The following is a 12,823-nucleotide window of genomic DNA, read 5'->3' as shown; positions in this document are numbered from 1 at the left end:
TTGAAGTGCAAATATACATGAGTAGACAAGATAAAATTGCAGTCATCGGTCTTGGTTATGTGGGTTTACCGCTGGCCAGACTTTTTGCGACTAAATACGCAGTAGTCGGTTTTGATGTCAATCAGAAACGGATTGAGGAATTGAATGCAGGAAAAGATTCTACTCAGGAAATTTCTAAGGATTTATTGAAATCAGTACAGATTAACGAAAATCCACTTTCAGTAGCTGATAAGTTGGGGTTGTACTGCTCATCAAGTGATGAAGATATTAGGAACGCAAATATTTTTATTGTCACAGTTCCTACGCCTATTGATAAGCATAACAGACCTGATTTGACTCCACTGTATAGATCGAGTGAAACGGTCGGCAATGTATTAAAGAAAAATGATATTGTTATTTATGAATCAACTGTTTATCCGGGAGTCACTGAAGAGGAATGTGTTCCTGTTCTAGAGAAAGTGTCAGGATTAAAATTTAATATAGATTTTTATGTGGGATATTCTCCTGAAAGAATTAATCCAGGAGATAAAGAGCATACCGTAGAAAAAATTTTGAAAGTCACCTCCGGTTCTACTCCTGAAATAGGAAAAATTGTTGATAATTTATATAAGTCTGTAATTACTGCAGGAACTCATTTGGCTCCAACGATAAAGGTAGCAGAAGCATCAAAAGTCATTGAAAACTCACAGCGGGATCTTAACATTGCCTTTATGAATGAATTGGCAAAAATATTTTCCTTAATGGACATTGACACCCATGATGTTTTGGAAGCTGCTGGAACAAAGTGGAACTTTTTAAAGTTTAAGCCGGGCTTGGTCGGTGGTCATTGTATTGGCGTAGATCCCTTCTATTTAGCTCAAAAAGCACAGGAGATTGGATATTATTCTGAATTAATATTGGCTGCCAGAAGATTGAATGATTCTATGGGAGCTTTTGTGGCCTCACAGGTCGTAAAGTTAATGATCAAAAATGATATTAAAATTAAAGGGGCCCAAATTTTAAACTTAGGAATTACTTTTAAAGAAAATTGTCCAGATATTAGAAATTCTAAAGCGATTGATGTGATTACTAATTTGAAGGATTACGGTGCTGAAGTAATAACGTATGATCCATGTGCTGATTCTCCGGAGGTTTTGAAAGAGTATGGAATACCATGTTATTCGAGTGTAAATAATAAAATATTATCTGAGGCTCTCAAAAACAAATTTGATGCAATCATTCTTACGGTAGCACACAACGAGTACACTGATTTTACTCTAAATGAGTATCTTAAAGATAACGGTGTAATTTATGATGTGAAGGGTGTTTTAGATAAAGAATCAGTGGATCAAAGACTTTAGTTAATTATATTTAATATTTGGACTATAGGAAACTTAGTATTTTTGCACTTTTGAAAGAAATATCATTGACAGAATCCAATTGTGACATCTATTAAATAATTTGTTTGCATTAAAAAATAATCAATCTTCAATTTGAATTTTAAAAATATGAAAACTATCTTAATAACAGGGGGAGCTGGATTTATTGGCTCACACGTAGTCCGAGAATTTGTTCTGAAATATCCTGAAATAAAAATAATCAATCTTGATGCACTTACCTATGCAGGTAATTTAGAGAATTTGAAAGATATTGAAAATCATTCAAACTATCATTTTATAAAGGCTGATATTGTCAATGAGAAACAAATTCTAGAAATATTTGAAGAACATTTACCAGACGGAGTTATTCATTTAGCTGCAGAGTCGCATGTTGACCGCTCTATTACAAATCCTTTAGAATTTGTAATGACCAATGTGATAGGTACAGTAAATCTCCTGAATGCAGCAAATAAAATTTGGAAGAATAACTTTGATGGAAAACGATTTCATCATGTTTCCACGGATGAAGTTTTCGGTACATTAGGAGAAGAGGGTTTCTTTACTGAAGAAACTTCTTACGATCCTCACTCACCATATTCTGCTTCAAAAGCCTCTTCAGATCATTTTGTAAGAGCTTATGCTGATACCTACGGTTTGCCGATGGTAATCACAAATTGTTCTAATAATTATGGGCCGAATCATTTTCCGGAAAAATTAATTCCATTATGTATTCATAATATTATTAATAATAAACCCCTGCCAATTTATGGAGATGGAAAATTTACCAGAGACTGGTTATTTGTCATTGACCATGCGAAAGCGATTGACTTGGTTTTCCATGAAGGAAAAAATGGCGACTGTTACAATGTAGGAGGTTTCAATGAATGGCAGAATATCGATTTGGTAAAAGAACTGTGTACACAAATGGATGAGAAGTTAGGCAAAGAAGTTGGAACTTCCGAGCAGCTGATCACATTTGTGAAAGATCGTCCAGGACATGACCTCAGATATGCTATCGATGCGAATAAAATAAATAAGGAATTGGGGTGGAAGCCCACAGTAACTTTTGAACAGGGATTATCAAAAACAATTGATTGGTTCTTAGAAAATAAAGAATGGTTAGACAACGTTACTTCAGGTAATTATCAGAAATACTACGAAACACAATATAAAGACTAATGAAAGCAACTGAGACTAAATTAAAAGGATGTTTTATTCTAGAACCTAGTAAATTTGGAGATAGTAGAGGATATTTCTTTGAAAGTTTTAATACGAAGACTTTTAATAACCTTATTGGAGCAAAAGTAGATTTTGTGCAGGATAATCAGTCATTTTCTTCATTTGGTGTCCTAAGGGGTTTACATGCGCAGGCTGGCGAGCATGCTCAAGCAAAGTTGGTACGTGTAATTGAGGGAAAGGTATTGGATGTCGCCGTGGATGTACGTCCTGGATCTGAAACCTTCGGTCAATATATAGCTGTTGAACTGTCTGAAGAAAATAACTTACAGTTATTTATCCCTAGAGGATTTTTACATGGGTTTGTAGTTTTAAGTGAAACGGCTATTTTCTTTTATAAATGTGACAACTTTTACAACAAAGAGTCAGAATGTGGTGTCAACCCTCTGGATGAAACTTTAAATATAGACTGGTTCCTATCTAGAGAAAAACTTTTATTATCTCAGAAAGATGAAGAGGCTTTAAGTTTTAAAACTGTTTTTGAAAAGTTATGAAGATATTAGTAACAGGGGCAAATGGTCAGCTTGGTTCTGAAATAAAAGTTTTAAGCGATGCTTATCCTAATGATAGTTTTATTTTCGTTGATAAAGACTTAATGCCTTTAGATAATTTGGAAGAAGTAAGAAAGGTTTTAGATTTTGAAAAGCCACAAGTTATCATTAGTGCTGGTGCATACACAGCAGTAGATTTAGCCGAGTCGGAAGTTGAATTAGTGGATACTATTAATCATCTGTCCGTGGCAGTTATGGCTGAATGGACTTTGAGAAATCAGGCAAAACTTATACATATTTCCACTGACTACGTTTTTGATGGTAATCAGGAAGAACCTCTTACAGAGGAGCAGCCAACAGATCCAGTTAATTTTTATGGTTTAAGCAAGTTGCGAGGAGAAATAGCAATAACTCAATCAGGTGCTGATGCCGTTGTAATACGTACTGCTTGGGTATATTCCAGTTTTGGGGCTAATTTTGTTAAAACGATGATCAGATTGATGTGTGAACGCGATGAAATCAATGTCATAAGTGATCAAGTGGGTTCTCCCACATATGCAAGAGATTTAGCACAGGTAATTTTAGATATTATCCACTCTCAAAAGTGGGAAAATGGCATCTATCATTACAGTAATGAAGGAAAAATCTCATGGTATGACTTTGCCGTTGAAATAAAGAGATTAAAAAAACTAGATTGTAACATTAATGCAATACCAACTGTTCAGTATCCAACACCTGCGAAAAGGCCTAAATTTTCGCTTTTAGATAAAACTAAGATCAAAAAACAATTTGAGGTCGTAGTTCCGGATTGGAAGTCCAGCTTAATTGAGATGTTGAACAAGGAAAAAACTACTACTTAACTCAAAAATTACAATAAAATGAAAGGAATTATTCTTGCAGGCGGATCAGGTACTCGTTTGTATCCATTGACAAAATCAGTGTCAAAACAAATGATGGCAGTTTATGATAAACCGATGATTTATTACCCTCTATCAGCATTAATGCTTGCGGGTATCAATGAGATTCTTATCATATCAACTCCACATGATCTCCCTAACTTTAAAAATCTCTTAGGAGATGGAAGTGATCTTGGTATCAAATTGGAATATGCCGAGCAACCCAGTCCAGATGGTCTAGCACAAGCGTTTATTATCGGAGAAGATTTTATTGGATCAGACAGTGCGTGTCTTATTCTTGGTGATAATATCTTTCATGGACACGGTCTGACAGAATTATTAAAAACAGCAGTTAAAAATGTTGAAATTGAAAATAAAGCAACAGTTTTTGGTTATTACGTCCAAGATCCGGAACGCTACGGCGTTGCAGAATTTGATAAATCAGGGAATGTAATTTCTCTTGAAGAAAAGCCTACTGACCCTAAAAGCAATTATGCCGTTGTAGGTTTATATTTTTATCCAAACTCAGTGGTTGAAGTGGCAAAAAGAATCGAGCCTAGCGAAAGGGGCGAATTGGAGATTACAACAGTAAATCAAGAATATCTTAAGCAGAATAATTTGAAAGTTGAGTTAATGGGACGTGGTTACGCGTGGTTAGACACCGGTACACATGAATCTCTTCTTGAAGCTTCGAATTTTATTCAAACCATTGAAAAAAGACAGGGCTTAAAGGTAGCCTGTTTGGAAGAAATCGCTTTTGAAATGGGATATATTTCTAAATATAAATTGATAGAATTAGCAACGCCTCTGAGTAAAAATGAATATGGTAAGTATCTCTTACGTCTTGCCAATAGAAAAATATAAGGCTAAGCTTTAATAAAATATATTTATGTCACTAAAAAAACAAGCCGTTTCTGGAATGATTTGGACTTACTCTCAACAATTTGGTAGTCAATTCATTACATTTATGGTGTCACTTGTCTTAACAAGATTGATACTTCCGGAAGAATTTGGTTTGATTGGAATGATTACTATTTTTATGGGAATTGGGACAGCTCTTTTTGACGGAGGCTTGACGAGTTCTTTGATTAGATCAAAAGATCTGAATCAGGATGATTATTCTACTGTTTTCTATTTTAATTTTGCAGGAAGTATTCTTATGTACTTAATACTGTTCTTTTCTGCTCCGTTGATTGCTAACTTTTACCATCAGCCTGCACTTACTAATCTGACAAGAGTATATGGTATAACCTTTATATTTGCTGCTTTTGGTGCTGTGCAAAATACAATCTTGACAAGAGATTTGAAATTCAAAAAACAGGCGATGATTTCTCTTCCTGCAATAATATTGAGCAGTCTATTAGGATTGTTAATGGCTTATCATGATTACGGAGTTTGGAGTTTAGTGGGTACGGCACTTATGAATGCATTACTGACGAGTTTGTTTTTGTGGTTTAGTTCTTCTTGGTACCCTACGCTTATATTTAGCAGTAAAAAATTTCATACGCATTTTCATTATGGGTATAAACTAACACTTTCATCTGTACTGGATATTATTTTTACTAATATTTATCAAATCGTGATTGGTCGTTTTTATTCTGCAGCTCAGGTAGGATACTATACTCGTGCGAACAGCCTGATGATGCTTCCTGTCGGAAACGTTTCCGCTGCTTTAAACCGGGTAGTTTTCCCTTTATTTGCTCAGGTACAAAATGATATTCCTAGATTTAAAAAAGCATATAAACAAATTATGCAAATGGTTTTGTTTATTATTACTCCAGTTATTGTAATAATGGCATTTTTAGCCGAACCACTCATTGTATTACTATTTGGAAATAATTGGTTACCGGTGGTTCCAATTTTTCAAATTATATGCTTTACAGGGATTTTATATCCAATTCACCTATATAACTTATTAGTTTTGCAAGTAAAAGGGAGAAGTGATTTGTTTTTGACACTGGAAATAATTAAAAAGATTCTCTTAGCACTAATATTGGCAACTTCATTCTTTTTTGGTTTTTATGCATTGTTATGGGGTCAATTAATATTTTCAATTTTGGCGCTTATGATTAATACACATTTTGCAGGACGAATGCTTAATTATAATACGTTCGAACAGTTAAAAGATATTTTTCCAATATTTTTATTCACTATACCAATGGGAGTAACCATATACTTTTCAAATTACTTTCTCACTGACTACAATCTATTAATTCAACTCATGGTTGGAGGTTCAGTAGGTACAATCTCTTACTTTGGATCTGCATGGCTTTTTAAGTTTGAAACAATTAATGATATCAAAAATCTTATACAAAAAAAATGATACCAGTAACTAAACCTTTCCTTCCTCCTAGCGAGGAATATCAAAAATATTTGACGGGAATCTGGCAACGTCAATGGTTGACCAATATGGGACCATTGGCTAATGATTTAGAAATTAAACTTAAAGAATATCTAGGTCTCAGCCATCTTCTTTTTGTTACGAATGGAACAGTTGCCTTACAAATGGCAATTAAGGCGTTAGATTTAAAAGGCGAGATAATAACCACACCGTTTTCATTTGTTGCTACAACAAGTAGCATCGTTTGGGAGGGTTGTAAGCCGGTTTTTGTAGATATTGATGAAAATTCCCTCAATATTGACGCTTCTAAAATTGAAGATAGTATTACCGAGAAAACAACTGCGATTTTAGCGACGCACGTATATGGCAATCCTTGTGATGTAGTAGAAATTGAAAAAATTGCTAGTAAGCACAATCTCAAAGTTATCTATGATGGTGCTCATGCTTTTGGTGTAAGAATAAATGGGAAGTCAATTTTTGAATATGGGGATATTTCTATATGTAGTTTACACGCGACTAAACTTTACCATTCAATAGAAGGAGGATTGGTAATTACTAAAGATGCGACAATTTTAAAAAAGTTGGCATATATGCGTAACTTTGGGTTTGATGGTCCAGAAGCATTCGCTGAATTAGGTATCAATGGAAAAAATTCAGAATTTCATGCTGCTATGGGCTTGTTAAATTTAGAATATATTGATAAAATTCTTGAAAAAAGAAAAGCTATCAACGACCGTTTCGATGATAAGTTAAAAAATTTAAATGTTAGAAAGCCACTATGGCATGACGATTCTGCAAATAATTATGCTTACTATCCAATTATTTTTGAAAATGAAGAGTCAATGCTTAAAGCAATGAATTTTTTAAAAAGTCACGAAATTTTTACAAGACGATATTTTTATCCATCTTTAGCTACAACTCTACCATACTTAGAAAAACAATACTTCCCCATAACTGATGATATTGCTAAATGTGTTATGTGTCTTCCTTTCTATCCTGATTTGTCAATTGAAGAAGTAGATTTAATTTGTAGATTTCTTTTAAGAATTCAAAATAACTAGGGATGATCATAGTCGGAGCAAAAGGTTTTGCAAAAGAAATTCTAGAAATATTTCACCAGCAGAATGCATTAGAAGGACTTGCATTTTATGATGATGTTACTCCAGAAATAGGTGATTTGCTTTATAATCGATTCCCTATTTTAAAAAGTAAAGATCAGGTTCTGAATTTTTTTGGGCAATATGGTTTTGATTTTACAATTGGTATTGGTAACCCAAAACTTAGATCTATGCTCTATGAGAAATTCTTATCTTGGGGAGGCGACTTTAAGTCAACTATTAGCGCTAAAGCTATTTTGGGATCTTATGACGTGAAAATTGGGGATGGCAGTAATATTCTAGACTCTGCTGTATTTTCAAATAGCACTTCGGTTGGTACAGGCTGTATCGTCTACTATAATGTGACGATTACGCATGATTGTGTGGTCGGAGATTTTGTTGAATTATCGCCTGGAGTTACCTTGTTGGGAGGATGTCATATTGGAGCTTTTACTCAAATAGGCTCTAATTCTACAGTTTTTCCTAAGATAAAGATAGGAAGAAATGTTATCATAGGTGCAGGAACATTAGTAAATAAAGATATTCCAGATAACTGTGTAGCTGTCGGAATACCAGCAAGAATTATTAAGCAGATCTAAAATGAATGATGTTAAAGTAAGCATTGTAATAATAACATATGGTCATGAAAAATTTATTGAACAAGCTGTAAATGGGGTTTTATCTCAAAAGTGTGATTTTAATATTGAACTTATCATAGCTGATGATTGTTCATTCGATAATACTGAAAATATAGTAAGAAAAATTATCGATACTCATCCAGAGAAACACATTGTAAATTACACTAGACATCTACAAAATAGAGGAATGAATTCTAATCTTTTGTGGGCAACTAATCAGGTAAGTGGAAAATATATGGCTCTTTGTGAAGGAGATGATTATTGGACTGATCCTTATAAACTTCAAAAGCAGGTAGATTTTTTAGAGAAAAATTTAGAATTTGGTTTAGTAGCAACAGATTTTAATATCTTGTACGAGTCTACTGGTAAAATAGAAGAGTCGCTTTTTAAAAATAAACCAGATAAATTTCCAATATATACAGATTTTCAACAGTTTTTACTAGCTGCTGGTTTTATGGCACCCTGCACATGGCTGCTGAGAAAAGAATATCTACCACGATACAAAAAAGAATATGTTGATGGTACTTTTCCTTGGTTATTGGGTATTTTTCTGAAAAGTAAAGTGCATGTTTTAAAAGATACAACGGCAGTTTACAGATTACTAGATGAAAGTGCTTCTCATTCTAATTCTCTAAAAAAGCTCTACGAAATTTCAAAGGGAATTTTAGATATTCAACTGGATTTTATTAAAGATTATGAATTACCGCAAAGTTTCAAAATAAAAGTTTTAAAAAAATATTATTCTTCTATTTTATTTATAGTTATTCTGTTGGACGATAAAAGAGAGATAAGGAATGCATCAATGTATATTCCCCGATCAGAAAGAACTCTTAAAAATAAATTTTTATTTACATGCTGTAAAATTCCTTTTGGTAATAAAATGCTTAAATTTGTGCATTATTTAAAAAAAACGATTTCATCCTTTCTTAAAAAACATAAAGTTTTACTCGCAAAATAAAATTTTAAATAAATACATAGGTTTGGTATTAGTATTTTCTTCAATCTGGTTACCAAAATATATATTAGATCATTGTTTTAGAAATAACCTGCTAAAATCGTTAAGGAGAATTAAAAATGAATAAAATTAAAGTAAGTGTCGTTATGATTACCTACGCTCATGAAAAATTTATTGAGCAAGCTATAAATGGAATTTTATTGCAGAAATGTAATTTCAATGTTGAAATTTTAATAGCTAATGATCACTCACCAGATCAAACTGATGATAAGATACAAGGTTTACTCAAAAATATATTTCCCGACAATATTTCAATTAATTATATTTTAAGAGAAAAAAATTGGGGTATGCTGCCGAATTTTTTTGATACACTGTCCAAAGCTTCTGGTGACTATATCGCTTTATGTGAAGGCGACGATTATTGGATTGATTCATTGAAGCTCCAAAAGCAGGTTGATTTTTTAGAGAAAAACACAGAAATTGGTTTGGTAGCAACTGATTTTAATATTTTATACGAAGCTACAAACAAAATTGAAAAGTCGCTTTTTAAAAATAAACCAGATAGGTTTCCGATCTATACTAATTTTGAACAGTTTCTACTCGCAGCGGGATACATGGCCCCTTGTACATGGTTGTTGAGACGTGAATATCTTCCTAAATTCAATGAAAAATATGTAGATGGAACTTTTCCTTGGCTATTAGATATATTTGCAAAAACTAAAGTTCATGTGTTGGAAGATACAACTACTGTTTACAGATATTTGAATGAAAGTGCTTCGCATTCTAAATCTTTACAAAAACTGTATGAAGTTTCAAAAGGTGTTCTCCAAATTCAACTAGATTACGTGAACCTTTATCAATTGGATGAAAATTTTACATTAAAAGTGTTAAAAAAACATTATTCATCAATTTTGCCTATTATAGTTGCTTTAGGTAATAAAGAAGAAATACGAAATGCCTCTCGATACATTCCGGATATTGAAAGATCTTATAAAGATAAAATTTTACTGACAATCTCAAGTATGCCCTTGTCAAAGGAGATAATGAAATTAGCTCTCTATTATAAAAATAAGTAAATATAAAGGAGAATTATTAATGCAGAATACTATCGTATTAATTTTTTATCGAAAACTTTATCATTTTATAGAATGAATTCTTTAAAGTTATGAAAATTTAAGAAAATAATTTTTTGGGTTTGATATCTATTGCAACAAAAACAAATTTTATCAAAAATTTGAAACATAAACAATAATTTAGTTGTTTTAAGGAAATTTTTTAGATTATGGATTTTAATAATAATGTTTCAATTTTATTAGCTACTTACAATAGTTCTAAGTTTTTAAAAGATCAGCTGGACTCTTTAATAAATCAAACGTATCAGGACTGGAAATTGTTCATCAGGGATGATGGCTCCACAGATGATACAATCGATATTATTAGTGGATATTCAGCTTCAGATTCTAGAATTGTTTTAATAAAAGACGACTGTGAAAATTTAGGAGCTGCTAAAAGCTTTATGCAGTTGGTGAAAATTATTGAATCTGATTTTTACTTTTTCTGCGACCATGATGATGTGTGGCTGCGTGATAAATTGGAAACTAGCTTGACTGTTTTAAGACGTGAAAGTCAAATAGACACAAAAAAACCGTTCATTGTACATTCTGATTTGTATGTTGTTGATCAAAATCTGAATGTTGTAAACGAATCTTTTTGGAAGTCATCTGGGATAAAGCCTAATGTAATTAATAACAAGATGTTTATTCAAGTATTTAATTTTGTTACCGGCTGTACCATGGGATTCAACAGAAAAGCGAGAGATATAAGCGTTGATTTTCCAGAAAATATACCAATGCATGATTGGTGGATCACTCTTAATGTCTTAATGAATGGAGGGAAAGTAATTAATATAAACAGGCCTTTAATTTATTACAGACAACACAATAGTAATGAAGTAGGTGCGAGAAATGTAAATTTTAAATATTTTGTAGATAGAATCTTAAATTTTCAAGTATCGTTAAATTATTACGCTAATCACATTAAGTTTTTAAAGTCGATCAATGGACACGGAACTTTCAAGTACTACTTGATAAGAATATATTATTCACTAATAAGAAAGATATAATGATTTTAGATTCAGTAATAGTTTTGTACAATCCAGATGAGCAATTTGTTATGAAAAATATAGAGATTATATCTTCTAAAACAAATTGTTGCTACGTTATTGTGAACTCTTGTGATGCTTTGGTATTAAAAAAAATTTCAATAATTCCGAGGGTAGTAATTATAAATAATAACAGGAATATTGGTCTTTCAAAATCTTTGAATATAGGATTGAAAGAAATGATAAATGGAAATGCCGAGGGAGTTGTTTTGTTCGATCAGGATTCTTTACCTTCTGACAATTTCTTCAATAATATCATAGCATGCTACAAAAATCTGTCGCAAGTAGAGCGTGTAGGCGCCATTGGTGGACTTGTGCATGATTATAAAAAAGTTGAAGCAGGAAATCAAGAAACATCCTTTAGTACTGAGGTGGATGTAGTAATTACTTCTGGCTGTCTAATTCCGCGTAATACCATTGAGAAAGTAGGGATGATGGATGAAACTTTTTTTATAGACTACATCGATTATGAATGGTGTTTTAGAGCGAAAAGTATTGGTTATAAGATATTTGTTTCTAATCAATCAATTTTACATCACAATCTGGGCGATAATTTAGTAGGTATATTGAGTGTGAAAAAGCCTATACACGATAATGTTATAAGACACTATCACATTATCAGAAATCAACTTATAATCCTTTGCCGGGATTATATTCCATTGAAATGGAGAATAATACATTTTTTCAAAATATTTTATAGAATACCTGGCTACATCTTGTATTCTTCTAATAGAAAAAAAACAGCAAAAAACATTTTTAATGCTATTGTTGATTTTGTAAAGGTAAAAAATAAAAAGAAATACATTTATTAAAGAATGATCATTTTACTGATATTACTTTTTATACTATACTATGTATCTTGCATAACGGTGAGAAATAATAAGATTAATTACATTGTAATTTTTATTTTTGTTTTTCTGTCAATATGTATTAGATCTTTCACACCTTTGATAGAAAATGCGGATTATAATACATATCTACGTTTTGTTGATACTGGTGAATTATCAGAATTGTCTTTTGGGAGTTTGTTTTCAGAACCCTACTTTTTTATTGTGGTATTATCGATAAAAAATATGGTTGGTGATACAGCAGGTTCTCTCAACTTCTACTATATTATAAATTTTATTATTTCAACAATTTTTTTTATATGGATAATAAGATTAAAAGATATCCAAACCTTTTCAAAAGTCTTACTTTTCTCTCTTTACTACTTTTTGTTTGCCTATACTACTGTTCGAAACTCACCAGCTTATATTCTTGTAGGAGTTCTTTATTATTTTTTGCATAGGAAAAAAATCTTCAAATTGGGTTATTTGAGTTTTCTTGCGCATCTTAGTAGTGTACCGGCTGTTTTATTTTCTCTTTTCCGTGTAGATAAGGTGAGTAAAAAAGTGTTGATTGGATCTGTAATAATGTTTCCGCTTTTTTTTATTTTAATCAATCTTCCATTTCTAAACTTATCGGATAAATTGACGCAATATGAAGAATCTACTGAGTATGGAGTAAGTACTTTTCATAAGATTTATTTTATAGTAATGATCTTAATGACTATATTTTTATATTTTAAAAACAAAGCGCTGGTCTATAATAATGTATATATTCTCAATTTTGTGATGTACATGCTGTTATATTCTATTAGCGGAGTAATGG

13 protein-coding genes are annotated in these 12,823 nt (G+C 32.0%); all 13 read left to right on the top strand.

Annotated features, from left to right (window positions below; translation table 11 throughout):
- The first annotated feature begins 17 nt into the window (after nucleotides 1-17).
- Nucleotides 18-1,340 carry a nucleotide sugar dehydrogenase gene (locus tag OMO38_RS18500; protein ID WP_319804257.1) on the top strand — a complete coding sequence of 441 codons (1,323 nt, stop codon included), beginning with the start codon at nucleotides 18-20 and terminating at the stop codon, nucleotides 1,338-1,340.
- Between the two features lie 147 nt (nucleotides 1,341-1,487).
- A complete protein-coding gene (gene rfbB / locus OMO38_RS18495) occupies nucleotides 1,488-2,537 on the top strand; it encodes a dTDP-glucose 4,6-dehydratase (RefSeq protein ID WP_264751659.1) in 1,050 nt (349 codons plus the stop codon).
- Nucleotides 2,537-3,088 carry a dTDP-4-dehydrorhamnose 3,5-epimerase gene (gene rfbC, locus OMO38_RS18490; protein ID WP_264751658.1) on the top strand — a complete coding sequence of 184 codons (552 nt, stop codon included), beginning with the start codon at nucleotides 2,537-2,539 and terminating at the stop codon, nucleotides 3,086-3,088. Before rfbB ends, rfbC begins: the two co-directional genes overlap by 1 nt.
- Nucleotides 3,085-3,945, top strand: a complete 861-nt coding sequence (gene rfbD / locus OMO38_RS18485) for a dTDP-4-dehydrorhamnose reductase (protein WP_264751657.1) — start codon at nucleotides 3,085-3,087, stop codon at nucleotides 3,943-3,945. Before rfbC ends, rfbD begins: the two co-directional genes overlap by 4 nt.
- 18 nt (nucleotides 3,946-3,963) lie before the next feature.
- Nucleotides 3,964-4,845 carry a glucose-1-phosphate thymidylyltransferase RfbA gene (rfbA, locus tag OMO38_RS18480; RefSeq protein ID WP_264751656.1) on the top strand — a complete coding sequence of 294 codons (882 nt, stop codon included), beginning with the start codon at nucleotides 3,964-3,966 and terminating at the stop codon, nucleotides 4,843-4,845.
- Between the two features lie 25 nt (nucleotides 4,846-4,870).
- Nucleotides 4,871-6,304, top strand: coding sequence for a lipopolysaccharide biosynthesis protein (locus OMO38_RS18475; protein ID WP_264751655.1), 1,434 nt, complete (start codon nucleotides 4,871-4,873; stop codon nucleotides 6,302-6,304).
- Nucleotides 6,301-7,383, top strand: a complete 1,083-nt coding sequence (locus tag OMO38_RS18470) for a DegT/DnrJ/EryC1/StrS family aminotransferase (protein WP_264751654.1) — start codon at nucleotides 6,301-6,303, stop codon at nucleotides 7,381-7,383. The genes OMO38_RS18475 and OMO38_RS18470 overlap by 4 nt, the downstream gene beginning before the upstream one ends.
- Before the next feature lie 2 nt (nucleotides 7,384-7,385).
- Entirely contained in the window at nucleotides 7,386-8,018 is a 633-nt protein-coding gene (locus tag OMO38_RS18465) for an acetyltransferase (RefSeq protein WP_264751653.1), read from the top strand.
- A gap of 1 nt (nucleotide 8,019) precedes the next feature.
- Complete coding sequence (locus tag OMO38_RS18460) at nucleotides 8,020-9,015, top strand: glycosyltransferase (protein WP_264751652.1); 996 nt, start codon at nucleotides 8,020-8,022, stop codon at nucleotides 9,013-9,015.
- Nucleotides 9,016-9,131: 116 nt separating this feature from the next.
- On the top strand, nucleotides 9,132-10,088 hold the full coding sequence (locus tag OMO38_RS18455) for a glycosyltransferase (protein ID WP_264751651.1): 957 nt from the start codon (nucleotides 9,132-9,134) through the stop codon (nucleotides 10,086-10,088).
- A 206-nt stretch (nucleotides 10,089-10,294) separates the two neighbouring features.
- A complete protein-coding gene (locus OMO38_RS18450) occupies nucleotides 10,295-11,134 on the top strand; it encodes a glycosyltransferase family 2 protein (protein WP_264751650.1) in 840 nt (279 codons plus the stop codon).
- Nucleotides 11,134-11,985, top strand: a complete 852-nt coding sequence (locus OMO38_RS18445; RefSeq protein ID WP_264751649.1) for a glycosyltransferase family protein — start codon at nucleotides 11,134-11,136, stop codon at nucleotides 11,983-11,985. Before OMO38_RS18450 ends, OMO38_RS18445 begins: the two co-directional genes overlap by 1 nt.
- A gap of 135 nt (nucleotides 11,986-12,120) precedes the next feature.
- Nucleotides 12,121-12,823: EpsG family protein (locus OMO38_RS18440; RefSeq protein ID WP_264751648.1), on the top strand; the 703-nt coding region annotated here is incomplete at its 3' end.

The organism is Chryseobacterium kimseyorum (genome assembly GCF_025971945.1).
GTDB lineage: Bacteria > Bacteroidota > Bacteroidia > Flavobacteriales > Weeksellaceae > Chryseobacterium > Chryseobacterium kimseyorum.
Note: the sequence above shows the minus strand (reverse complement) of the source record. Positions and strands in the feature narration are given on the sequence as shown.

Excerpts from the sequence above, each read along its gene's own strand:
- OMO38_RS18500 (WP_319804257.1), top strand. The coding sequence starts at position 18 with ATGAGTAGACAAGATAAAATTGCAGTCATCGGTCTTGGTTATGTGGGT.
- rfbB (WP_264751659.1), top strand. The coding sequence starts at position 1,488 with ATGAAAACTATCTTAATAACAGGGGGAGCTGGATTTATTGGCTCACAC.
- rfbC (WP_264751658.1), top strand. The coding sequence starts at position 2,537 with ATGAAAGCAACTGAGACTAAATTAAAAGGATGTTTTATTCTAGAACCT.
- rfbD (WP_264751657.1), top strand. The coding sequence starts at position 3,085 with ATGAAGATATTAGTAACAGGGGCAAATGGTCAGCTTGGTTCTGAAATA.
- rfbA (WP_264751656.1), top strand. The coding sequence starts at position 3,964 with ATGAAAGGAATTATTCTTGCAGGCGGATCAGGTACTCGTTTGTATCCA.
- OMO38_RS18475 (WP_264751655.1), top strand. The coding sequence starts at position 4,871 with ATGTCACTAAAAAAACAAGCCGTTTCTGGAATGATTTGGACTTACTCT.
- OMO38_RS18470 (WP_264751654.1), top strand. The coding sequence starts at position 6,301 with ATGATACCAGTAACTAAACCTTTCCTTCCTCCTAGCGAGGAATATCAA.
- OMO38_RS18465 (WP_264751653.1), top strand. The coding sequence starts at position 7,386 with ATGATCATAGTCGGAGCAAAAGGTTTTGCAAAAGAAATTCTAGAAATA.
- OMO38_RS18460 (WP_264751652.1), top strand. The coding sequence starts at position 8,020 with ATGAATGATGTTAAAGTAAGCATTGTAATAATAACATATGGTCATGAA.
- OMO38_RS18455 (WP_264751651.1), top strand. The coding sequence starts at position 9,132 with ATGAATAAAATTAAAGTAAGTGTCGTTATGATTACCTACGCTCATGAA.
- OMO38_RS18450 (WP_264751650.1), top strand. The coding sequence starts at position 10,295 with ATGGATTTTAATAATAATGTTTCAATTTTATTAGCTACTTACAATAGT.
- OMO38_RS18445 (WP_264751649.1), top strand. The coding sequence starts at position 11,134 with ATGATTTTAGATTCAGTAATAGTTTTGTACAATCCAGATGAGCAATTT.